20 protein-coding genes and 2 tRNA genes are annotated in these 22579 nt (G+C 33.5%); 9 read left to right on the forward strand and 13 right to left on the reverse strand.

The features are described 5' to 3' along the window. Positions 1-34: 34 nt before the first annotated feature. The gene (locus AAGV28_RS05930; protein ID WP_373405908.1) at positions 35-2680 is read right to left on the reverse strand and encodes an AsmA-like C-terminal region-containing protein; all 2646 of its coding nucleotides are present in this window, start codon (positions 2678-2680) and stop codon (positions 35-37) included. Positions 2681-2863: 183 nt separating this feature from the next. Beyond that, positions 2864-4624 (reverse strand): signal peptide peptidase SppA, encoded by a 1761-nt coding sequence (gene sppA / locus AAGV28_RS05935; RefSeq protein ID WP_373405909.1) that lies wholly within the window; start codon positions 4622-4624, stop codon positions 2864-2866. Positions 4625-4747: 123 nt separating this feature from the next. Here sppA and folK point away from each other — a divergent pair, with 123 nt between their 5' ends. After that, complete coding sequence (gene folK / locus AAGV28_RS05940; protein ID WP_373405910.1) at positions 4748-5884, forward strand: 2-amino-4-hydroxy-6-hydroxymethyldihydropteridine diphosphokinase; 1137 nt, start codon at positions 4748-4750, stop codon at positions 5882-5884. A gap of 1 nt (position 5885) precedes the next feature. On the opposite strand, the gene AAGV28_RS05945 is transcribed toward folK, so the two are convergent. The 3 genes from AAGV28_RS05945 to AAGV28_RS05955 form a co-directional block, all read right to left on the reverse strand. Beyond that, positions 5886-8021: an Ig-like domain-containing protein gene (locus AAGV28_RS05945; protein WP_373405911.1), complete on the reverse strand. Its 2136-nt coding sequence runs from the start codon at positions 8019-8021 to the stop codon at positions 5886-5888. A gap of 32 nt (positions 8022-8053) precedes the next feature. Next, the gene (locus AAGV28_RS05950; RefSeq protein ID WP_373405912.1) at positions 8054-8590 is read right to left on the reverse strand and encodes an RNA methyltransferase; all 537 of its coding nucleotides are present in this window, start codon (positions 8588-8590) and stop codon (positions 8054-8056) included. A gap of 83 nt (positions 8591-8673) precedes the next feature. Then, positions 8674-9111, reverse strand: coding sequence for a DUF1573 domain-containing protein (locus AAGV28_RS05955; protein ID WP_373405913.1), 438 nt, complete (start codon positions 9109-9111; stop codon positions 8674-8676). A gap of 159 nt (positions 9112-9270) precedes the next feature. Here AAGV28_RS05955 and mutS point away from each other — a divergent pair, with 159 nt between their 5' ends. The 4 genes from mutS (at position 9271) to AAGV28_RS05975 (ending at position 12963) form a co-directional block, all read left to right on the forward strand. Further along, positions 9271-11877 (forward strand): DNA mismatch repair protein MutS, encoded by a 2607-nt coding sequence (gene mutS / locus AAGV28_RS05960; protein ID WP_373405914.1) that lies wholly within the window; start codon positions 9271-9273, stop codon positions 11875-11877. A gap of 147 nt (positions 11878-12024) precedes the next feature. Then, positions 12025-12097 (forward strand) — tRNA-Gly (locus AAGV28_RS05965). Positions 12098-12111: 14 nt separating this feature from the next. Then, positions 12112-12197: transfer RNA gene (locus tag AAGV28_RS05970), tRNA-Leu, on the forward strand. 418 nt (positions 12198-12615) lie between these two features. Further along, positions 12616-12963: a DUF1508 domain-containing protein gene (locus tag AAGV28_RS05975; protein WP_373390822.1), complete on the forward strand. Its 348-nt coding sequence runs from the start codon at positions 12616-12618 to the stop codon at positions 12961-12963. Positions 12964-13062: 99 nt separating this feature from the next. Here the strand turns inward: AAGV28_RS05975 and AAGV28_RS05980 are convergent, their stop codons facing one another. Together AAGV28_RS05980 and AAGV28_RS05985 are read right to left on the reverse strand one after the other, a co-directional pair. Continuing rightward, entirely contained in the window at positions 13063-13251 is a 189-nt protein-coding gene (locus AAGV28_RS05980) for a hypothetical protein (RefSeq protein WP_373405915.1), read from the reverse strand. 418 nt (positions 13252-13669) lie between these two features. Beyond that, positions 13670-14899, reverse strand: coding sequence for a 3-deoxy-D-manno-octulosonic acid transferase (locus AAGV28_RS05985; RefSeq protein WP_373405916.1), 1230 nt, complete (start codon positions 14897-14899; stop codon positions 13670-13672). A gap of 150 nt (positions 14900-15049) precedes the next feature. On the opposite strand from AAGV28_RS05985, the gene AAGV28_RS05990 reads away from it, so the two are divergent. The 4 genes from AAGV28_RS05990 (at position 15050) to AAGV28_RS06005 (ending at position 17244) form a co-directional block, all read left to right on the forward strand. Next, complete coding sequence (locus AAGV28_RS05990) at positions 15050-16183, forward strand: DegT/DnrJ/EryC1/StrS family aminotransferase (protein WP_373405917.1); 1134 nt, start codon at positions 15050-15052, stop codon at positions 16181-16183. 2 nt (positions 16184-16185) lie between these two features. Continuing rightward, positions 16186-16626, forward strand: a complete 441-nt coding sequence (locus AAGV28_RS05995) for a nuclear transport factor 2 family protein (RefSeq protein ID WP_373405918.1) — start codon at positions 16186-16188, stop codon at positions 16624-16626. Between the two features lie 106 nt (positions 16627-16732). Further along, positions 16733-16924 (forward strand): hypothetical protein, encoded by a 192-nt coding sequence (locus AAGV28_RS06000; protein WP_373405919.1) that lies wholly within the window; start codon positions 16733-16735, stop codon positions 16922-16924. After that, positions 16909-17244: a hypothetical protein gene (locus tag AAGV28_RS06005; RefSeq protein ID WP_373405920.1), complete on the forward strand. Its 336-nt coding sequence runs from the start codon at positions 16909-16911 to the stop codon at positions 17242-17244. Before AAGV28_RS06000 ends, AAGV28_RS06005 begins: the two co-directional genes overlap by 16 nt. Here AAGV28_RS06005 and AAGV28_RS06010 read toward each other — a convergent pair. The 6 genes from AAGV28_RS06010 to AAGV28_RS06035 all read right to left on the reverse strand — a co-directional run bounded on the left by AAGV28_RS06010 (position 17233) and on the right by AAGV28_RS06035 (position 22579). After that, entirely contained in the window at positions 17233-17616 is a 384-nt protein-coding gene (locus tag AAGV28_RS06010) for a DUF3037 domain-containing protein (RefSeq protein ID WP_373405921.1), read from the reverse strand. The genes AAGV28_RS06005 and AAGV28_RS06010 overlap by 12 nt on opposite strands. After that, positions 17594-18382 carry a HipA family kinase gene (locus AAGV28_RS06015; protein ID WP_373405922.1) on the reverse strand — a complete coding sequence of 263 codons (789 nt, stop codon included), beginning with the start codon at positions 18380-18382 and terminating at the stop codon, positions 17594-17596. Before AAGV28_RS06015 ends, AAGV28_RS06010 begins: the two co-directional genes overlap by 23 nt. A 155-nt stretch (positions 18383-18537) precedes the next feature. Beyond that, complete coding sequence (fabD, locus tag AAGV28_RS06020) at positions 18538-19410, reverse strand: ACP S-malonyltransferase (protein WP_373405923.1); 873 nt, start codon at positions 19408-19410, stop codon at positions 18538-18540. A 160-nt stretch (positions 19411-19570) separates the two neighbouring features. Next, positions 19571-20098 (reverse strand): YceI family protein, encoded by a 528-nt coding sequence (locus tag AAGV28_RS06025; RefSeq protein WP_373405924.1) that lies wholly within the window; start codon positions 20096-20098, stop codon positions 19571-19573. Positions 20099-20393: 295 nt separating this feature from the next. Next, positions 20394-21116, reverse strand: a complete 723-nt coding sequence (locus tag AAGV28_RS06030) for a hypothetical protein (protein ID WP_373405925.1) — start codon at positions 21114-21116, stop codon at positions 20394-20396. Positions 21117-21211: 95 nt separating this feature from the next. Then, on the reverse strand, positions 21212-22579 hold the full coding sequence (locus tag AAGV28_RS06035; RefSeq protein WP_373405926.1) for a sensor histidine kinase: 1368 nt from the start codon (positions 22577-22579) through the stop codon (positions 21212-21214).

Consider the following 22579-nt stretch of genomic DNA (forward strand, 5'->3'; position numbering starts at 1 on the left):
CTTTGAAACCATCATTTTTTTATAGAGATAAAATTTATTTTACTTTTGTAGTATCCACTACTTTTTTCTTTTTGTTAAAAAAGCCATTGATTATATCAGTTGCTTTTGCTTTCACTTGTTCTTTTGCTTTTTCTTGTGCTTCCGCTTTGGTTGATGGAATAGTTGTTTTTGTGGTGTCTCCGGCTTTTTTATTTTTATTGATAAGATCGGTCAAAGCAGAAGTTCCTTTGTTAACTAATTTTGTTTTTTGTTGTTGAATCAATTGGTTTGATAAATTGGTTGCTGCTGTTTTTAAATCAGTAGTGATTTTAGGTTTCGAAAAACTACCTCCTAAAATTGCATTTATCGGAATATTTTCTAATTTTTGAGCATCGGCAGTAGATAATTTTGCAATCAAAGCATTAGCTTCTGTGCCCAGGTATTTGGCAGGTACGTCAAACTTGATGTTGTAATTCATTATTTGGTCAAAACCATGTGTTCCGCCTATTGTAGCCTTGATGTCTTGGTAGTTGATGTTAAACGGTTTTACATTGACTTTTCCATCTTTGAAAGAAATAGCGGCTTTTAAATCGTTCAAATTGATTTTACTCATGTCTAAAAACTTGATGTTTGAAGTTAGGGCTGTCAATAAAGTCGAATTACTAGAATTGATAGTAGTAGAAAGAAACTGACCTAATAAGTCGCCGGTAATGGTTTTTAAATCAGGAGTGAGTTCGTTAGCGTCTAGATTTCCATTTAATTTGATGGTAGAATTAATTTTACCGTTAACAATTCCTGCAATTGGAGCTAATTTTTTTAACATGTCTAATTGGGTGAAAGACTGTGCGATATCTACTTGGTTTAAACCCAAATCCATAGCAAAAGTAGGCGTTTTTCCTTTGGTGGAAACCGAACCATTCAATCCAATAGAACCACCAAAAATGGAAGTTTTGACGTTTTTCATGGTCAGTTTCTCATCTTTGACAATCAATTTACCCGAAACGTTTTTTAGCGTTAAATTATCATACAAAACCGTATTGGCTTTGGCGGTAAGCGTGCAATCTAAGAAAGCTGGAATCTTCATGGCTTCCGTTTTTTTAGTTTCAGTTTTGTTGTCTTCTGTTTTCGGTGCTTCTTCAGTAGTCACAAAATCATTAACCGCTAATTGATTGGAAGTCAGGTTGAAGTTTCCTTGTAAATTTTGATTTCTAAATAGGAAACCATAGAAATTTTCTAAGACTCCTGTCACGCTCAAATCACTTTTTCCTGTTGAAGCATTAAATTGTTTTAAGTTGACTCTTGATGGATTGAATGCAATGGCAGCGTTGCTAATATTTAACGATTTACCGTTTTCATCTGTATATTTAAATCCTGATAAACTCATCGTGCCTGCATTATCAATGTTCTGGTATTGACTTTTTTCTACTGACTGCATGTCAAATTTGGTAGTCACATCGGCTTTTAAAATTCCGTTTAAAGGTTTGTCTAATTTTATAGGATAAGCTTTTGATAGGTTGGCTAAGTTGATGGTTCCTTTTAGCATAGCATCAACCAGTGCGTTTTCGGTAATGTTTTTAATATGGGCTTTGGCATTAAAAACATCTTGATCAATGCGAAACGAAAGTTTATCTAGGTTGACATAAGTGTCGTTTAAAGTTCCAGTTTGATTGATGATTTTAGCATCAATAACAATATTTTGTACTGATTTTGGTAGATTAGGATATTGGAAAGAAGCATTGTTAGAAGCAATTTCGACATTGAATTTTGGTACGGTAGTATCTGAATACAATCCTTTAGCAAAACCGACAATAGAAAAATCGCCTGTAGTTTTTACATTATCTAAATTAGCCGCATAAGCCGCAGGGATAACACCTAAGAAGTTTTTAAACGAAGAGGTTGGTGTTTTAAATTTTAAATCGTATTCCTGACCTTCATCTACTAATTGAATAAATCCATCAAACTCTAATGGTAGTTGATTGATTAAAGCCTTGTTTTCTTTGAAGGTATATTTACTATTTTCTAAATCAATTCCTAAAACTGCGTCCAGTGTCAAAGCAACATGGTTCATGTAATTTACTTTGTCCATATCCAGACTTATTTTAGCCGTAGATTTAGTATCCAAATCTAATTTAGAAGCCGCAAAATCTCCCGTTCCTTCGTGGTTTAAACTGTCAATGAGCATTTTTATTTTCGAACTTTCGTCGAAATATCTAAATTGAAAATTTTCTAGTTTATAGTTCTGAATGTTGAGCGCAAGTGGTTTGCTTTTTGAATCATCAGTGGAAGTTTTATCGTCTTTTATAGCAATATCATAATTTCCAATGCCGTCTTTGTTGAAGATAATATTGATTAATCCATTTTTAGAACTAATTCCGTCAATATTCATAGGTTCGTTATCTCCTTTAAATAGTTCTTTTATTGATAGTTGCAAATTCAATTCGCCTAATGAAACTAAAGTATCTCCTTCAAATGGCGCTTTATTGATAATAGCTAATTTTTCGATAGTAACATTAGCATTAGGAAAGTCTTTAAATAAACTTAAATCGGCATCGGCAAAACTAACTTTAGCATCTACTTTTTGATTGATAGCGTCAATAATTTTAGCTTTTATTTGCTCCTCAAAAAAATAAGGAATGGCAAATAATGAGCCTACTGCTAAAAGGAAGATTGTTCCTGTAATGAGTACTATTTTTTTTAACATGGTGGTAAATTTTAATTTGAATAAAGGTAATGCACTACAAAAATAAGGTATTAACCTATAAGAACTTTACAATATTTCCATAATGTGTTATATCTTTTAGTATAGTTTTTTGACTTTTCTTGAATAAAAAAAGTCCGTTTGAATCATTCACAAACGGACTTTTAAATTGTTTTTTAGTAATTTTTAATAAATCGAAATTTCAAAAGGCAGAATAGCTTGCACCCCTTTTCGAGATTGGAATTTTTTTACTTGTTGCAATAATTGGTAATTTTCAACGCCAATTTCTTCTTTTATGATGTTTTGTTTTGAGCTGCCAAAAGGAAAACGCGAAAGCATATCATCAAAATCTTTTTCGTATTCAGGATAGTTTTGAGTAGTGTAATTTTGTGTTTTAGACAAACGAGCGGCTTCTACAATAGCCGCGTTTAATCCGCCAATTTTATCCACAAGGCCAATTTTTAAAGCTTCTGAACCTGACCAAACTCTTCCTTGAGCAATAGAATCTACAGCTGCGAAATTCATTTTTCGACCTTCGGCAACGTGAGTTACAAAGGTTTTATAAATGTGTTCAATTCCTTCTAGTGTAACGGCTTTAAAGTTGTCATCTAATGGTACAAAAGGACTATAACCAGCTGCGTTATTATTAGTATTTACTTGTTCAACGTTAATTCCAACCTTTTTTGTAAGCTCATTAAAATTAGGTAAAATCCCAAAAACGCCTATAGAGCCTGTAATCGTGTTGTTTTGAGCAAAGATGGTATTGGCGTTACAAGCAATGTAATAACCACCAGAAGCGGCATAATTTCCCATAGAAACCACTATAGGTTTCACTTTTTTAGTTAATTCTACTTCTCTCCAAATCAAATCGGAAGTTAAAGCATTTCCACCAGGGCTGTCAATTCGTAAAACGATGGCTTTTACTTTTTTGTCTTTTCTAGCTTCTTGTAATGATCGACGCATTGAACCTTCACCTATAGTATTTACATCTCCTTCGCCACTCTGGATTTCGCCTTGAGCATAAATAATGGCTATTTTATCATCGCTTTCAGAGACTATAGAAGTTGTGATCATTTTATTAGTATAATCACTAATGGAGATTTTATTGTATTCTTTATCAGGACTAACTTTTAATGCTTTTTTAATGTCATTATGATACACATCTTCATAAGCAATATAGTCAATTAGCTTTTGTTGTTTTGCCATTTCTGGAGTTCGGGCTAATAAACCATTCGCAATTTCGTTTAATTTAGAAACTGAAATACTTCTACTTTTCGAAATTTCCGCACAAACAGAATTCCAAATCGATTGTAATAATTCTGTGGTTTGTTCTCTATTAGCCTCGCTCATTTTATTGTCTAAGAAAGGTTCTACGGCGCTTTTGTATTTCCCGTGTCGAAGTACTTCCATCTTTACGCCAGTTTTTTCCTGCAAATCTTTGAAAAACATAATTTCAGAAGACAATCCTTTAAAATCCAAATCGCCCACAGGATTCAAATAAATGCTATTGGCTACGGAATTCAGGTAATATTCTTTTTGCGAATAACTATTGGCGTAAGCCATGACAAATTTTCCCGATTTTTTAAAATTTTCTAAGGCATTACGCAAATCTTTGCTTTGCGCCATTCCTAACTGGGAATTGTTGTTTAAAATAGAAATTCCTTTGATATTATCGTCTATCGAAGCTACGTCAATGGCATTGATAACATCAGTTAAACCAATGTTTTTTTCTTCCGAAAAAAAGCTCATCCAGGGATCTTTATATTTTCCAGCATAATCAAATTGTACATCTTTAAGGTTTAATTCGATTACAGAATTTTTTTTAAGAGATTCTCCATCTGTATCACCACCAAAAATAGCAGCAATAAAAATGATTCCGAAAAAAAACAACATTAAAAACACAAACAGGCCGACAACAGTAGCGATTACATTACTTAAAAATTTCATAATACGATGCTTTGATTTTGAGGATAAAAACAACCACATTCTAGTTTTTTGTCGAACTTGAATACAGTTACTTTTTGCAAATATATTGCTATTTCTAAAATTCTTAGTTAATTTGTGCTTAATATGAAAGCACAACATCAGGTTATTTTATCCATTGGCAGTAATCAAGGCAACCGACTTGAAGTAATAAAACACTGTATTGCATTATTGCATCAGGAAATAGGAATGGTAATTCAGGTTTCTAAAGTTTATGAAACCGCTGCTTGGGGATTTGATAGTGATGCTTTTTACAATTGTGCCTTGGTTTTGCATTGTCATCTTTCGGCTTCGGAAGTGCTTTTGAAAGCTTTAGCAATCGAACAAAAATTAGGTCGTATTCGAAAAAACGAAAGCGGTTATCAATCTCGAATTATAGATATTGATATGATTGCATTTGATGAAGCTATTATCGAAACAGAAAAGCTTACAGTTCCACACCCATTAATGCAAGATCGAAAGTTTGTCTTGCTTCCTTTTCAGGATTTGAAAATAAATTGGATACATCCCATTTTAAAGATGACGATTTCAGAAATGGTCGAAAATTGTTCGGATACAGGAGAATGTGTTGCTGTTGCAGATTTAGAAAATCCAGTAGAACAATCTTCTTTTAAAAAAGGATTCAATATTGCTTTTGAAGGAAATATTGGAGCAGGAAAAACCACATTAGCTACAAAAATTGCCGAAGATTTTAATACGAAGACGCTTTTTGAACGGTTTGCTGATAATTCTTTTTTGGCTAAATTTTATAAGGATCAGGAGCGTTATGCTTTTCCGTTAGAATTATCGTTTTTAGTAGATCGTTACCATCAACTTTCAGAAAATTTAGCTTCACATGATTTAAAAAATGATATTTTAGTTGCCGATTATCATGTTTTTAAATCCCTAATTTTTGCAAAAGTAACATTGGAAGAAGAAGAATATCAATTGTATAAAAACCTTTTTGATATTATCTATAAAGAAATTCCAAAACCTGATTTGTACGTTTATTTGTTGCAAAAACCGGAGCAGTTATTAAAAAATATTCAGAAAAGAGGGCTGGATTATGAGCAAGAAATTTCTATTGACTATTTGGAAAAAATAAATAATGGGTATTTGTCTTATTTGGATTCTCAGACTAACTTAAATGTTTTAATTATTGATGTAACTAATAGGGATTTTGTAAATAATCAATCGGATTATCTTTTTGTTTTAGACGAAATTCAAAAGAGGATCAATAGTTAGTTTATCTTTTTAAAGAAAAATGACCTCGTTTTTCAGTACCTGAATCATCAATTTTTAATATATACCAATAATCATCAGCAGGAAGCATAATTTTATGATAAGTTCCATCCCAACTAGGATTATTGCTATTTAAAATACTAATTAATTTTCCATAGCGATCAAAAATAGTGACCGAAGCTTTTGGGTAAAAACTCAATCCGTTTATTTCCCAGCGATCATTGAAAGAGTCGTTGTTAGGAGTGAAAAACTTGGGAACAATTAATACTATAAAATTTTTAGTATCTATTCCACAGGAATTGATTTCTCTAACGTAAGCTGTCTGTAAACCACTTGGAACATTAAAAAACACATTGGAATTTTGATAGTTAGTTCCGTCAATTGAATATTCAAAATAGGGTTGTTCTTTTTTTAAATAAATAACTACGGTGGTTTCGTTGACATCGATGTAATTAATTTCAGGAATAGTGTGTTCGGTAAGATTGATGGTTTTTCGACTGCTACAATTATTTTCGTTTGTAACGTCTACGGTGTAGATTCCTCGGCTATTAACCGTGATTTTTTGTGATGTTGCTCCTGTTGACCATAGATAACGCATTCCTGTTAAGCCTGCATCAAGTTCTGTATTGCTCCCTAGGCAAAAGGAAATTTCTTCGTCATTAACATCCGGTGAAGAATATACGACAATGTTTATTGGAGTTCGAATGCCTGATGTGCAACCATTATTAACGGCTTCGGCGTAATAGGTAGTGTTTTGTGTAATTGTAGGTGTGGTAAATTGATTTCCAGAACCTAAAATACTGCTGTCAGTTGATGAAGCATACCAGTTTACAGTACCAACATCAGTTGTTGCGTTCAAGGTGATGCTGCCTGATTCGCATAGAGGAACTATGTTGTCGACAACGTTTAAGGTTGGGATGATGTTGACGGTTGCTGTAACTCTTACTCTTGTTGATTCGCAGTCGGAAGCTTGTGCGTAATAAAATGTGGTGGTGGATAGGGAAGCTGTTATGAAATCATTCCCAGCTGCTAATGGACTTCCAGCAGTAGGAGAATCATACCAACTAATTATTCCAGTTGATGATGTGGCTTTTAAAGTTACGCTACCCGTTCCACATCGTGATGCTGAAGTAGTACTAGTGATTTTTGCAATACTAAGAGTTACACTAGCTGAAAGTTGTAAATCAGGATCTCCTGGCATTCCGCCATATTCTACAATATAACCTTTAGGGTGGTAATTTCCAGGTGGATCACCATCATTAGAAAGATCATTCCATGCCCCCGATTTTCCGATTCCAGGTGCTGTAATATGTGCGTAATGCTCACCATTTGGTTTAAAAGTTTGGATGTTGTTGTTAGGTTCGTTGTTATTCCAATTGGCATAAAAATTAGGAGCTGTTGCTGTTCCATTACTTACTCCTATCCAAAAAATTGTTCCTGTTCCTCCATTAGCAAGTCCTTCTGGTCCCGTAACCCATTTCCATACACCTTCTGTTTCGGCATCGCTTCCGCCAATCCATCCTGCTCCTGGTGCTTGTGCTCCAGCTAATTGAGCTTCATCTGCGGCTGTTAAAGTGGCTAAGTAGCCTTGAAGCCCATAGTATATTCTTGCAGCGGCTTCGTCTCTTGCTCTGGTCCAGTTTATTCCTGATGAAGGTACATATTCATAGTAATGCCCTGTCCTAGGTAAATAACTAAGATTTCCTTTGCCTATACTTATTGAAAATTCTCTGATTCCTGATGGATTTGCTGAGTTATTATAAAACTCTACTTCTTTTATAGCAGTTATAAAGTCTACATAAGGTAATGAACCATTTGTAGATGTTAATGTTAATTTTCCCTCGACAGAATTGAAATTCCCTATTATTGAAGGATTTGTATAATTATTGCTTAGTTTTAAAATATCTTGTCCTATAATATATCCTGAAGAGATTTGTATGTAAACTACATCTGTACTGGTTTCTAATGGATCATTCGTAATGATTACATTTGTGACAATCTTATGATATGTGTTTGGGCAATATACGTCACTTCCATCTACAATTATTGTAGGAGGATCAATGAGTGTGTTAGCAAAAGAATAGGAATGATTTGTGAAAAAAAACACTAGTATTAAAATATGTAAAATATTGTTTATCATATCATAAAAGTATTGTTTTTTTGAATATAGAGTTATTTTGACCCATTCATTTTTTGAAATAAATCCCAAACTACAATTCCTGCACTTACTGAAATATTCAAAGAATGTTTTGTTCCTAATTGAGGAATTTCGATACAACCGTCACACAAAGCTACTGCTTCCTGGGCTACACCATGAACTTCATTGCCGAAAACCAAAGCATATTTTTGATTTTTTTCGACTTCAAAATTTTGAAGGAAAACAGCACTTTCTACTTGTTCGATGGCAAGTGTGATTACTCCTTTTTGTTGTAAAGCAGCAATTGTGTCAAGTACATTCTCGTTATGTTCCCAAGTTACGGTTTCGGTTGCTCCTAAGGCTGTTTTGTGAATTTCCTTGTTTGGAGGTGTTGCGGTAATACCACATAAATATATTTTTTCAATCAAAAACGCATCGGCAGTTCTAAAAACTGAACCTATATTGTGTAAACTGCGTACATCATCTAAGACTAAAATAAGAGGTGTCTTCTCCGATTTTTTAAAGTCTGCAATCGATTTTCTTTCTAGCTCGCTATTTTCTAGTTTTCTCATTTTAATAATGGCATTTATTCGAATAAAAAAAGCTTCCGATTGTAGCAAAAGGAAGCTCTTAGAGTATTATGAAATTTTAAAAATTAACTTTTTTTGTCATCAAGGACAGTTCCTTTGATCGTTAACGTTTTTGTTGGTTGTCCAGCAGCATTAGAAGATACAGTTACTGTTTTTGAAAAAGTACCCACTCTGTCTGTTGCATATTTTACACCAATTACTCCTTTGGCACCTGGAGCAATTGGCTCTTTTGGTGTAGAAGGAACTGTACATCCACATGAACCTACAGCACTAGTAATAATTAAAGGTTTGTTTCCGTTATTTGTAAAAACAAATTCACGTTTTCCATCTGAATTGTGTGCAATTGTACCGTAATCGATAGTCTCATTTTCAAAGACCATTCCCGCTCCGTTTACTTTTACCGTTTTAGCAACTGGCGCTTTGATTTTCTTAGAAGTTTCTTGTGCTTTAGAAGTGCTAATTCCAAAAACAACTAGTGCAGCAAGTAAAATTATTTTTTTCATTTTGTTGTAATTTAGTTTTATTGAACAAAACTAAAGAAAAAATCATGCCAATGCCTTAATTTTTCCTTAAAAATGCTTTTAATTTTTGAAGTGGTAGTTATTCGTAATAAAATTTTTAAATTCGCTTTCGCATTTTTAATATACTAAAAACAAAATAAATTGGCATCTAAAGATAAAGTAGTTAAGGAAACCCCGTTAATGAAGCAGTACAATGAGATAAAGAGAAAGTATCCTGATGCTTGCTTGTTGTTTAGAGTTGGCGATTTTTATGAAACATTTGGAGAGGACGCCATTCGGGCTTCAAAAATATTAGGAATTACATTAACTAAACGTGGTGCGGGTTCTGAAACAGAGACTGCCTTAGCTGGTTTTCCCCATCATTCTATTAATACGTATTTGCCAAAATTAGTTAAAGCGGGACTTCGTGTTGCCATTTGCGATCAGCTGGAAGATCCTAAAATGACTAAAACCATAGTAAAACGTGGGGTAACTGAATTAGTCACTCCGGGAGTTTCTATGAATGATGAGGTTTTACAATCCAAAACGAATAACTTTTTAGCTTCTGTTTTTTTTACCAATAAATCAATAGGAATTTCTTTTCTGGATGTTTCTACTGGAGAGTTTCTTACAGCTCAGGGAAATGCGGAATATATTGATAAATTATTACAGAATTTTAGTCCGTCAGAGGTTTTGATTCAAAAGAATAATAAAAATGATTTCAAGGAAAATTTTGGAGACGATTACCATTGTTTTTATCTTGAAGACTGGGTTTACAAAGAAGATTATGCTTTTGAAACGTTGACCAAACATTTTCAGACTGTTTCTTTGAAAGGTTTTGGAATTGAAGATTTGAAAGAAGGAATTATTGCTTCGGGCGCTATTTTATATTATTTGTCCGAAACGCAGCATAACAGAGTGCAACACATTACAGCCATCCAACGAATTGCCGAAGATGCTTATGTTTGGATGGATCGTTTTACGATACGAAATCTCGAATTGTATCACAGTTATAACCCTAATGCGGTTACGCTTCTGGATGTTATTGATAAAACGCTTTCGCCAATGGGTGGTCGTTTATTAAAACGCTGGTTGGCATTGCCATTAAAAGACATCAAAAAAGTGCAAAGCCGTCACGATGTGGTTTCTTATTTGAAAGAAAATCAAGAGGTGTTGCAAAAAATACAATATCAGGTCAAACAAATTTCCGATTTAGAGCGTTTAATTTCGAAAATTGCCGCTGGGAAAGTCTCCCCGCGTGAAGTGGTTTACTTAAAAGAATCATTAGATGCTATTATCCCAATAAAAACTTTGGCTTTTGACAGTCCGCAAGAAGCGGTGAAGGTAATTGGAGATAGTTTACACAGCTGCGAATTATTGCGAGAAAAAATAAAAACAACTTTAAATCAGGATGCTCCCGTGGCTGTTGCCAAAGGAAATGCTATTGCTAAAGGAGTTAACGAAGAATTGGACGAATTGCGTGCTATTTCTACATCAGGGAAAGATTTTTTAGAAGGAATTGAAGCCAGAGAATCAGAAAGAACGGGAATCAGTTCATTGAAAATTTCATTTAATAATGTTTTTGGATATTATATCGAAGTTAGAAATACGCACAAAGACAAAGTTCCAACCGAATGGATTAGAAAACAAACGCTGGTTAATGCTGAGCGTTATATTACCGAAGAACTAAAAGTTTACGAAGCTAAAATTCTTGGTGCCGAAGAAAAAATTCATAAGATAGAAACAGAATTGTTCGAGCAATTAGTGGCATGGATTGCTACTTATATCAAGCCCGTTCAGTTGAATGCTAATTTGGTCGCGCAATTGGATTGTTTGTGTTCTTTTACGCAATTGGCTATTGAGAACAAATATATTTGTCCAGAACTGGATGAAACTTTCGAATTGGATATTAAAAACGGAAGACATCCTGTTATCGAAAAACAATTGCCTGTAGGTGTTCCTTATATTGCTAATGATGTTTTCCTGGATAGAGAAACGCAGCAATTAATTATGATTACGGGGCCCAATATGTCTGGTAAATCGGCTATTTTGCGTCAAACGGCTTTGATTGTGCTGTTGGCTCAAATGGGAAGTTTCGTGCCGGCTGATAGTGTAAAAATGGGCGTGGTGGATAAAATATTTACCAGAGTAGGAGCGAGTGACAATATTTCGATGGGAGAATCGACTTTTATGGTCGAAATGAACGAAACGGCTTCGATCCTGAATAATATTTCCGATAGAAGTTTAGTCTTGTTGGATGAAATTGGGAGAGGAACGAGTACTTACGATGGAATTTCGATTGCTTGGGCTATTGCCGAATTTTTACACGAACATCCTTCTAAACCTAAAACTTTGTTTGCAACCCATTATCATGAATTGAATGAAATGAGTGAAACTTTGAGTCGAATTCAGAATTATAATGTTTCTGTCAAAGAATTGAAAGATACGGTGCTTTTTATTAGAAAATTAGTCAAAGGCGGAAGTGCACATAGTTTTGGGATTCATGTGGCAAAAATGGCAGGAATGCCTCAAATTGTGATTTTGAAAGCCCAAAAGATTTTAAAGAAATTAGAGAAAGATCATTCTAGTGATGCATTAAACGGAATTAAATCAGAAAAAGAGCAAATGCAAATGAGTTTCTTTAATTTGGATGATCCGTTACTAGAAGAGATAAAAGAAGAGATTTTAAATATCGATATCAATTCGGTTACTCCTGTAGAAGCTTTGATGAAACTGAATGAAATTAAAAGGATGTTGACTAGAAAATAATTTTTTATTTTTAAAGTAAAGCAAATCAAAAGCTTAGTGTAAATATTGAATTTTTTTTCAAAAAAGGCTTGTGTAATCGAAAAAAGGTCTTAAATTTGCATCCGCAATACAGAACAAGTATCGCGGTTCTTTTTAAGAATTGAAAATGCGAAAATAGCTCAGTTGGTAGAGCGCGACCTTGCCAAGGTCGAGGTCGCGGGTTCGAGCCCCGTTTTTCGCTCGAAATCACATCATGCTCGGATGGTGAAATTGGTAGACACGCTGGACTTAAAATCCAGTGAACAGCAATGTTCGTGCGGGTTCAAGTCCCGCTCTGAGTACAAAGAAAGCTTCAAACTAATGTTTGGAGCTTTTTTTATTTGTACAAAAATCAGTTTTTTATTGTTTTTAGTGGGTCAACACAAAAACCTGTGGAGTTAGAAAAAAAATTACCGCAGAGAGCGCTAAGTTTTTTACCCTTAGTTTTTATAAAAAGGAAAAGTTCGCAAAGTTTTCTATTGACTTAGCTTTGTGAACTTTGTGCTTTTAGAAGTATTCTTAGTTGAAAATCTTTGCGCTCTTTGCGGTAAAAAATAATTAGAGCGTATGGTTTTTATGTTTCTCCACAACATTTAGCGTTGATCCGTTTTTAGTGGGTAGTTTAAGATTTGTAATAGTGTGATTTGTTGATTCTAGCCGTTTTTGGAATTTGGAATTTTTTAAAATTGGGATTTAATAGTTTTGTTTGAGTAAAAAAATATGGGAACTTTTGTTATTAGTAAAAGATTTAGCGGAGATTATAAATTTGAGTTTACTTCTAGAAAAGGGAAAACTATTTTTACCAGTAATGCTTATGAATTAAGAATGGATTGTGAAGCAGATGCGGAGTATTTACGATCTGTGTTAGAAAATTGCTCTTATGTAAAATTTAAAACGTCTAAAGGGAAGTTTTTCTTTAGAGTTGTAGTTGATGGTAGGGTTGTGGCTGTAAGTCGAAAATACAGTACAGAACTGATGGTTCAGAAAGGGATTGATGAAATAGTGAAATACGGTTCAAAAGCAGAGATTCTTGATTTTGCTAACAACGATTTTGAGTTTATGGATTAAACTGTTTGGTTGTTTTTAAATTAGAAATTGTTTGTTGAGTATAGGTCAAAAAAAAGCCGTCACAATGTGAACGGCTTATTTTTTACTGTAATTTAAAAATTACTCAGCAGCAGGAGCTTCAACAGCAGCAGAATCAACAGCAGTAGCAACAGTGTCAACAGCTACAGAGTCAACAGCTACAGCAGTAGTATCAACAGCAGCAACGTCCTCAGCAGGAGCTTCAGCTTTTTTACAAGATACAACAGTTAAAACAGCAACTACAGCTAAACTTAAAAATACTTTTTTCATCTTACTTTATTATAAAAGGTTAATTATTAATTCGAGGCAAAGATATAAAATTTTTGATATGTAAAATATTTTTTCATTTTTTTTTTAAAATATTATTCGATTATATTTTCTGACCAAAAGTATCAGTTTTATAGCTGAAATAGTTTTGTTTAAAAACCTCTTTTTTAAAGTAGAAAAAAAAACAGCTTTTTTTGTTGGTTTTTTAATGGATTGATTACAAGTGTATTGTGTTTAGTTTGGTCGAATTGAAAGGATTCTTTATGAATTATGAAATCTATAAGTTGGTTTTTTGAGAATTTAATTTTTTTAAACTGCCGTTTTTGCGTTTCGGTTATTTGCTTTGTTTTCTGTATTTGGTATTAAAAAAGAGAATTTCTAAAGTGCTAAAAATCATTTTTAAAGTTGCTTTAGTTTTATTTCATTGAATGTTTTCTAAAATTAGACTTGTAGCTCCTTTATTTCTATTTACAAATTCGCTACAAATACTACCTTTTTTCTTACGATTACTTTCGTCTGTAATTAATGTTTCAAAAATAGCTGTTAGTTCTTTGCCATTTGTTATGCTAATGCAGCCTTTTAAATTAACTAAAGCAATCGCTTCGGCAAAATGAGAGAAATGAGGTCCAATAATTATTGGAACGCCAAAAGTAGCTGGCTCTAATAAATTATGTACGCCAGGATTACCAAAACCGCCGCCTACATAAGCAATATCGGCGTAGCTGTATATTTTAGTTAAAATGCCGATAGTGTCAATAATGAACACATCAAAATCAGCTAAATTTTTAGATTCTTTTTCGCTAAACAGCACCGTCTTTTTGTTTATGCGGTTTTTTAATTGTTGTATTTGCTCGTTTTTAATGTTGTGTGGTGCAATGATGAATTTTACATTATTAGTATTTGAATTGATGAAATCTACTAGTAATTCTTCGTCTTTTGGCCATGAACTACCAATAACTACATTTAAGGTATCGTCTTTAAATTCGGAAATAAAATCCAAACGATTGTCTTTTTCTAAAATTGCAGCTACCCGATCAAAGCGCGTATCGCCAGAAATAGTCACATTGGTTTTTTCTAATTGAAGTAATAAATTTTTTGAAGCTTCATTTTGAACAAAAAAATGAGTGAAAGTATTCAAGGCATTTCTATAAAATGGCCCGTACCATTTAAAAAACATTTGATTTTTTCTAAAAATCCCAGAAATTAAATAAGTAGGGGTATTTAGTTTTTTTAGTTCATTTAGGTAATTCGGCCAGTATTCATATTTTATAAAGAACACCATTTCGGGATGAACGAGTTTTAGAAATTCTTGGGCATTCTTTTTAGTGTCCATCGGTAAGTACACCGTTGCATCTGCAACTATATTGTTTTTTCGGACTTCATAACCTGAAGGGGAAAAGAAAGTCAACACAATTTTATGCGAAGGGTGTTTTTCTTTTATTTTTTCAATCACAGGAAGACCTTGTTCGTATTCGCCTAAAGAAGCCGCATGAAACCAAATGGTTTTGTCGTTTGCGTTTATTTTTTGCGCAAGCGTGCTGAAAACGGTTTTTCTTCCAGAAACAAAGAGTTTTATTTTTGGATTAAATAGTGCGATAATTTTCAAGAAAAAATCGGCAATTGTAATGATGAAATTATAGAGAAAAAGCATTCGGATATTTTTTGGGCTAAAATACATTTTCTTTGGCTTAAAATCATTGGTTTGAAATCAATAATACCTATTTTTGTTTCCCTTTTGTGAAAGTCCAATTGTTATATGAAGAGTATAAGCCAGTACTTTCTAACTATTAATAAAGTTGAAATGAAGAAAATTCAAATGGTTGACTTAAAGAGTCAATATGATAAAATTGCCACTACCGTTAATGCTTCTATTCAGGAAGTTTTGGATACAAATGCTTATATCAATGGACCTCAAGTGCATCAATTCCAAAAATCGTTGGAAGATTATTTGGGTGTAAAACACGTAATTCCTTGTGCTAATGGAACAGATGCTTTGCAAATTGCCATGATGGGATTAGGGTTACAGCCAGGAGATGAGGTAATTACAGCCGATTTTACCTTTGCTGCAACTGTTGAGGTGATAGCGTTATTGCAATTAACACCAGTTTTAGTGGATGTGGATAGGAACAACATGAATATTTCTTTGGATGGAATTAGAAAGGCAATAACACCTAAGACCAAAGCAATTGTACCGGTACACTTATTTGGTCGTTCGGCTAATATGGACGCGATTATGGCAATTGCAAAAGAATATAATTTATATGTAATTGAAGATAATGCGCAAGCTATTGGTGCCGATTATACTAATAAAAATGGAGAAAAAGTAAAAGTAGGAACTATTGGTCATGTGGGTGCCACTTCTTTTTTTCCGTCTAAAAACTTAGGTTGTTATGGTGATGGTGGAGCAATTTTTACCAATGATGATGCACTAGCGCATACTTTGAGAGGAATTGTAAACCACGGGATGTACGAGCGATACCACCATGATGTTGTGGGTGTAAATTCAAGATTAGATAGTATCCAGGCAGGAGTTTTAAATGCTAAATTACCTCATTTAGATACTTACAATAAAGCGCGTCAAGAGGCAGCTAGAAAATACAGTGTAGCTTTAGGTATTCATCCAGATATTTGGGTGCCAACCATCTGCGAAAGTTGTGATTGTCATGTTTTTCATCAATACGTTATTCGAATTACAAATGGAAAACGAGACGGCTTGTTGGCTCATTTACAAAGTAAAGCAATACCTTGTGCTATCTATTATCCAATACCTTTGCACAGGCAAAAAGCGTATGCCGATGTTAGGTACCAAGAGCAAGATTTTCCTGTAACCAATCAATTGTGTGAAGAGGTTATTGCATTACCGATGCACACTGAATTAGAGGATGAACAAGTCCAATTTATTTCTGAGAGCATTTTAGAATTTTTAAGCAAATAATTATGAAAAAGTATTTGATTTTAGGTTTGATTTTGATTTCATTTTCAAATTGGGCGCAAACAAAATCAGTTTCGAAAGAAGTGACAGTGGTTGCAAATAGAGTGGAAGCATTTAGAAAAGCATTAATTGATCCAGAAACAAATCAACTAAAAGAATTAACGTCAAAAGATTTAAGTTACGGGCATTCTAGTGGTGTGCTTCAAAATCAAGAAGTATTTATTGAAAAATTGCTTAACAAAGAATCTGATTTTGTGACCATAGAATTCCAAAATCAAACCATTCAAATTACAGGAGATGTTGCCATAGTAAGACATAATTTGGCAGCACATACTAAAGATAGTGGTGTTGAAAAAGATATAAAAATTGGAAACGTATTAGTTTGGCAAAAACAAAAAGGAAAATGGGTTGTTGTGGCCAGACAAGCTTTTAAATTGCCACAATAAGAAAAGCTATAATAAGCAAGAATCCCAAATTATCGAAATTGATAGTTTGGGATTTTTTGTTTTAAAGTATTAGTTGTAATTTCGTTAGAAATTAAATGCAGTGATTATGAATGCTAAAGGAAAAAAATCTAAAATAGATAAAGTAGAGGAAACTGCTGCTGCTTATGAGTTATCTAAAACAAAACAAGGCATTGATCATGCTACATTTGACTTTGACGCCGAATTTGAAAAAGGTTATACACCTGAACAAGCAAAAGCAGAGTCAATAAGACGTATTAGAGAATGGTGGGGAAAGTAAAAGTAATTATTACTCCAAAAGTTATTGATTATCTGGATGATTTAGTTCGAATATTATATAAAGAAGAATATTTTGGATTTATAGAATCGGCAGAAGGTTATGTGATAAAGATTTATGATGCTATTGATGAAAATATTAAATTAAATATTCATAAGTCAACTCCAAAATCACTTCAGTATCAAGGTTCTAGTTATGTTTTTTATAAATCCAATAAAAGAACTACTTGGTATATTTTCTTCGAAAAAAAGAATCACAATTATTTGATTACTGGAATAATCAATAACCATTGCGAAGAAGCGAAGGATTTATTACAATACTAATTCAAGATACAATTTCTCAAAAGTTTTGTCTAAATCAGTGCTAAATCCTGAATGCGGTCTTGAAGTTTGAATACTTGAGCTTTTAATAGCTGTTAACCATCTAAAGCGTTCGTCTTTTTCGAATAATGCAATCGGTCCAGCATCTTTTTTACCCTGGCAAATCGCTACAAATGAATCTAAATTGACTTTGAGTTGGTCCAAATCAAATTCGCTACAAAATAAACTGATTTTAGCTGTAGGAATTTGATATTGAATACGTAAATATTTCTGGCGCTTGCAATAAAGCATCAAACCTACATTTATAAATTCTTCGCGTTCTACTCTTGGTACGACACGAATGACAGCATAATCATACAAGTGTTGTTCGTGCATCTTGAGCTTGTTTTAAAAATACATCAGCATTTTTCAAGCGTGAGCTTAAAAACTGAAAATAGATTGCTTTAATTTCGTCGGCAGTTATTGTTTGGTCTTCCCATTGCAACCAATCTTCTGGAATTTGATTTACCATTTCTTTTAGAATCGAATCATTTAACATTGCAATAGATTCTTGATGGGCTTCTTCTAGTTTTGATGCCTTTGGTAATAAAACATGATCTTTAATTAATGCAAATGGAGTGATGGCTGTTTTCTCCCAATTCACCCAGGAATGATGAAAATAAAAAGAGGCTCCGTGATCGATTAACCAAAGTTCTTTTTTCCAAATTAAAAGATTCGTATTTTTGAAAGTACGATCCACATTGGTAATAAAAGCATCTAACCAAACGATTTTTGAAGCCAGTAAAGCTTCGCAATCATTTGCGGCAGCATCATACGTAATAGCTCCGGATAAATAGTGTAATCCTAGGTTTAAACCCTGACTAAACTTTAATAAATCCTGAATTTCTTCATCAGCTTCTGTTCTTCCAAAGGCTTCGTCTAATTGTGCAAAAACTAATTCTGGAACAGGTAATCCCAATTGTTTGGCTATTTGACCACCTAAAAATTCAGCAATTAAAGCTTTTACTCCGTGACCAGCTCCTCTAAATTTTAATACATATTTAAAATCATCATCGGCTTCTGCCAAAGCAGGTAAAGAGCCACCTTCCCGAAGCGGAGTAATGTATCGAGTGACGTTTACTGTTCGTAAATTTAAATTCATAAGAAGATATTCTTAAAAACAAAGATAGTTAATACCGTTTATTATTTCGAAATAGCCCAATTTCTTTTTCAAAACAAAATATCCCCCTAAACCTAAGTTTAAGAGGATTCTTGTTTGTAACAACTGATCACTAAAAGCTGCTTACAGAATACTAATTAAGCATTTGCAGTAGCCGCTTCTTTATTGATTTTTCCAATTAATCCAGCTAATACTTTTCCAGGACCTACTTCAGTAAACAAAGTTGCTCCATCAGCAATCATTTGTTGTACAGATTGTGTCCATTTTACTGGAGCAGTCAATTGTATAATTAAGTTTTTCTTGATCTCGTCTGCAGACGAGACTGCGCTAGCCGTTACGTTTTGGTACACTGGGCAAATTGGTGTTGAGAAAGTAGTCGCTTCAATTGCGGCTGCTAGTTCTTCTCTTGCAGGTTCCATCATTGGTGAGTGAAAAGCACCACCAACAGGCAATAACAAAGCACGTTTTGCCCCTGCTTCTTTCATTTTTTCGCAAGCTAATTCTACCGCTTTAAATTCGCCAGAAATCACTAATTGTCCAGGGCAATTATAGTTTGCAGCTACAACAACTCCGTCAATAGAAGCGCAAACCTCTTCTACAACATTGTCAGCTAATCCTAAAACGGCTGCCATAGTTGAAGGAGTGATTTCGCAGGCTTTTTGCATAGCCAAAGCTCTTTGAGAAACTAATTTTAATCCGTCTTCAAAAGACAAAACACCGTTAGCAACTAAAGCTGAAAATTCGCCTAAAGAATGTCCTGCTACCATTTCTGGTTTGAAATCTTCTAAGGTTTTTGCTAAAATTACGGAATGTAAAAATACTGCTGGTTGCGTTACTTTAGTTTCTTTTAATTCTTCGGCAGTTCCTTCAAACATGATATCTGTAATGCGGAAACCTAATATTTCGTTTGCTTTTTCGAATAATTCTTTGGCTAATGGAGCGTTTTCATATAAGTCTTTGCCCATTCCTGTAAACTGTGCTCCTTGACCTGGAAATACGTATGCCTTCATGTTTTTTTAATTTAAAAATTGAAATATTTAAAGATTGAAAAATTAATCAATCGGGATGCAAAAATAGTATTTTTTTAGGATTTATCAGTAAAGATAAAAACGGCTAAACTTCCAGTCGAAGTTTAGCCGTTTGTTTATGAAAATCAGGGGTTGAAATTCCTTATGCTTTGATTAATTGTAATTCGATGTTTAAACGAACTTCTTCGCCAACTAAAACACCGCCTGCTTCTAAAGCTGAGTTCCAGTTTAATCCCCAGTCTTTACGGTTTATTTTACCAGAAATATTCAATCCTGCTTTAGTATTTCCCCAAGGATCTTTCATTAAACCGCTGAATTCAGTTGCGAGTTTTACCGATTTTGTTACTCCTCTCAAACTCAAATCGCCTACTAGTTCATAATCATCACCATCTTTAGTGAAAGAAGTCGCTTTGAAAGTCAGTTTTGGATGGTTTTCTGCATCAAAAAAATCGCCACTTTTTAAATGATTATCTCTGTCTCCATTATTAGTGTTAATCGAATTGATATCAGCAGAGAATTCGATACTAGCATTTTCGAAATTATCTTCGTCTGTAATAATTGTTGCTTCATAAGAATCAAATTTTCCTGAAACGTTTGTAAACATCATGTGTTTTACTTTAAATCCAATTTCTGAATGTGTCGAGTCGATTGTCCATTTTGTAGTTGCCATAGTTTTATTTTTTAAATTGTTACTTCATTTTGATAAGAACAAAATTATGGTATTCACTTATGCTTATCGCTTAACCTAGATTAAGAAATTAAAAAACCAGATACTAGCTTTCTACCATCTGGTTTCTAAATTTAGCAATTTTACAGTTATACCTTATCATTACAAAAGAGGAAGCGGATTTTATTTAATAAAAATTTATAGACAATCCGCTGTTGTCTTTAAGGGTGTATGACAAATTTAGCGCAGAACACATTTCATTTGGATTTTTTATGTTTTCAATAATTGTTTTAGATGATTATGCAATTTCTTCGTACAGCGACAAAATTGGTAAGCCAAGACTTTGAGATGTGCTTGGGTTTTGTTTTTTGATTTTAATCTTTTTAGGTTTTCTAGTTTCGATTAAAAGATTAATGTTGTTTTTTGTGATGGCTTCGGCTAATAAATACTGAAACTCTTCAGGATCTTGATCGTTAAAAATTTTAGCTTGGCTTACAATTTTAAATTTGAAATGTGTAGGAATCAAATCTTCTAAATCTTCCACTTGAAGCCTAGACATGGTTTGTTCTAAATACATTGCTTTAGTTAATACTTGCTCTTTAAAATTTGCACTTAGGTGTAAAATGGCACATTTAGTGTTGCTCAATATTTGTACAAATTGATTGTGAATTTTTTTTTGAGTATTTCTAATAGAAGGGGTAAGGATGGTTAATTCAATATCCAGATGTTCTATTAGGTTCTTCATTAAAGGTGCCGAAATCCCATATTGATGATGTATTTTTAAGGTACAATTTTGAGAAATAGTAATTAATTCTCTACATTGATCCAGTACATTTTTTTGCGAGACAGTCATTTCGCTTTTCATACTTCTTAAAAATGTTGCTGAAGAATCGGTGTCTGGTATTTCGCTAACTAAAGCCAGGTATATAGTGCAGTTTTGACCGTTAGAATGTTGGATTGCCATTTTGATGGCGTTAATTGTATCCGATTCTAAATTGGAAGGTATTAATAGATTTTTCATATGTATTATTTAAGTATACATACAAAATAAGGGCTTGAACATTAGGTTTTTCTTTGATTAATATTAAAATTCCCTAAGAATTAGGATTAAAATCTCTAATGTTGATTTTTTTCGAAAGTGATATTGACTACAGTTCCCTTTCCTGTTTCTGATTGAATTTGAAGTTCCCCGTTGTGCATTCGGATGATTTTCATGGCCAAAGGTAGTCCTAACCCATACCCATTATATTTAGAAGCAATTTTCCCTCTAAAGAAGGGTTCGTACAAATATGGAATGTCTTCAGGAGGAATTCCAATTCCAATATCTGTAATTGCAATTTTAATTTTGGACTTATCAGCGGTAATGGTCACAAATACTTCGTCGTTATCAGAATATTTCACGCCGTTTGAAATAATATTATTCAATGCTAATTCTAACAGTGGTCGGTTGCAAGGAAGGTTTAATAGTGATTCATCTTCAGGAATTGATTTTAATTTAATATTAACGCGATTATTAGGAAGTAGTGTATCTATCGATGCTTTAACTTCTAAAAGGATTTCATCAATTCGAGCAATATCTAACACTTGTTTCGTTCCATCATAACCGGTTTGGGTTAATTTTAAAAGACTTTCGGTAAGATTTCCCAGTTTTGATGCCTGTTTATTGATGTTTTCCATCGAATGAATGTATTCATCTTTTTCTCTGTCTTTTAAAAGCATGATTTCGGTTTCGGCAATAATAGTAGTAATTGGCGTTTTTAGTTCATGCGAAGCATTATTGATAAAGTTGGCCTGGATTTCGAAAGAGGTTTCTAATCGATCCAGCATGTCATTGAAGGTTTTGGTAAGGTCTGAAATCTCATCTTTCCCATTGGTATCGGCTAGTCGATTGTGAAGATTAGAAGCACTAATCCGGTGGACTTCCTTTGTAATCCGTGCAATAGGATTGATTACTCTTCGAGCAAAAAAATGACCAAAGAAGTAGGCTAGAATAAAAAAACCAATTCCTCCAAAGAGCAAAATTTGTAGAATGTAAATGGCACTGGTATTGCCACGACGATCTTTAGCCGTTACAATTACAATGTGTTTTTGCCCTCCAGTATTAAAAATTTGACCATAATAATAGCGGTAATTCTCTTCAAACCAGCTGGATCCCTTTGTCATTATATCATTGTAAAATTCGGGAGGAAGGTTCAAATCAGTATTGTATTCAAAAGTGTTTTTTCCTTTTACTTTTAATACATATTCTTTTTCTTCGATGAGTTCTTCTAGTCCGTCTTTTTTAAATTCTTTAAAATAATTTTTCTTCTCTGGTGTGTTTTGAGAATAGGCTGAAGAGGCAATCTTAGCTCTGTCTTGAAGTCTTTTTATAAAATAATATTCGTTGTTTTGTTTGAACAGAGAAAAAATAACAATGCACAGCAGCGAAGTGCTAAAACACGAAAGCGCAATATAAGTGATGGTTATTTTTTTTCTAATTTGCAT

It is taken from the genome of Flavobacterium zubiriense (assembly GCF_041729725.1).
In the GTDB taxonomy this organism is placed as follows: domain Bacteria; phylum Bacteroidota; class Bacteroidia; order Flavobacteriales; family Flavobacteriaceae; genus Flavobacterium; species Flavobacterium zubiriense.

What these genes read in the sequence shown, in the direction of transcription:
- AAGV28_RS05930 (WP_373405908.1), bottom strand. Translation starts at nt 2,680, where the DNA reads ATGTTAAAAAAAATAGTACTCATTACAGGAACAATCTTCCTTTTAGCA.
- sppA (WP_373405909.1), bottom strand. Translation starts at nt 4,624, where the DNA reads ATGAAATTTTTAAGTAATGTAATCGCTACTGTTGTCGGCCTGTTTGTG.
- folK (WP_373405910.1), top strand. Translation starts at nt 4,748, where the DNA reads ATGAAAGCACAACATCAGGTTATTTTATCCATTGGCAGTAATCAAGGC.
- AAGV28_RS05945 (WP_373405911.1), bottom strand. Translation starts at nt 8,021, where the DNA reads ATGATAAACAATATTTTACATATTTTAATACTAGTGTTTTTTTTCACA.
- AAGV28_RS05950 (WP_373405912.1), bottom strand. Translation starts at nt 8,590, where the DNA reads ATGAGAAAACTAGAAAATAGCGAGCTAGAAAGAAAATCGATTGCAGAC.
- AAGV28_RS05955 (WP_373405913.1), bottom strand. Translation starts at nt 9,111, where the DNA reads ATGAAAAAAATAATTTTACTTGCTGCACTAGTTGTTTTTGGAATTAGC.
- AAGV28_RS05975 (WP_373390822.1), top strand. Translation starts at nt 12,616, where the DNA reads ATGGGAACTTTTGTTATTAGTAAAAGATTTAGCGGAGATTATAAATTT.
- AAGV28_RS05980 (WP_373405915.1), bottom strand. Translation starts at nt 13,251, where the DNA reads ATGAAAAAAGTATTTTTAAGTTTAGCTGTAGTTGCTGTTTTAACTGTT.
- AAGV28_RS05985 (WP_373405916.1), bottom strand. Translation starts at nt 14,899, where the DNA reads ATGCTTTTTCTCTATAATTTCATCATTACAATTGCCGATTTTTTCTTG.
- AAGV28_RS05990 (WP_373405917.1), top strand. Translation starts at nt 15,050, where the DNA reads ATGAAGAAAATTCAAATGGTTGACTTAAAGAGTCAATATGATAAAATT.
- AAGV28_RS05995 (WP_373405918.1), top strand. Translation starts at nt 16,186, where the DNA reads ATGAAAAAGTATTTGATTTTAGGTTTGATTTTGATTTCATTTTCAAAT.
- AAGV28_RS06000 (WP_373405919.1), top strand. Translation starts at nt 16,733, where the DNA reads ATGAATGCTAAAGGAAAAAAATCTAAAATAGATAAAGTAGAGGAAACT.
- AAGV28_RS06005 (WP_373405920.1), top strand. Translation starts at nt 16,909, where the DNA reads ATGGTGGGGAAAGTAAAAGTAATTATTACTCCAAAAGTTATTGATTAT.
- AAGV28_RS06010 (WP_373405921.1), bottom strand. Translation starts at nt 17,616, where the DNA reads ATGCACGAACAACACTTGTATGATTATGCTGTCATTCGTGTCGTACCA.
- AAGV28_RS06015 (WP_373405922.1), bottom strand. Translation starts at nt 18,382, where the DNA reads ATGAATTTAAATTTACGAACAGTAAACGTCACTCGATACATTACTCCG.
- fabD (WP_373405923.1), bottom strand. Translation starts at nt 19,410, where the DNA reads ATGAAGGCATACGTATTTCCAGGTCAAGGAGCACAGTTTACAGGAATG.
- AAGV28_RS06025 (WP_373405924.1), bottom strand. Translation starts at nt 20,098, where the DNA reads ATGGCAACTACAAAATGGACAATCGACTCGACACATTCAGAAATTGGA.
- AAGV28_RS06030 (WP_373405925.1), bottom strand. Translation starts at nt 21,116, where the DNA reads ATGAAAAATCTATTAATACCTTCCAATTTAGAATCGGATACAATTAAC.
- AAGV28_RS06035 (WP_373405926.1), bottom strand. Translation starts at nt 22,579, where the DNA reads ATGCAAATTAGAAAAAAAATAACCATCACTTATATTGCGCTTTCGTGT.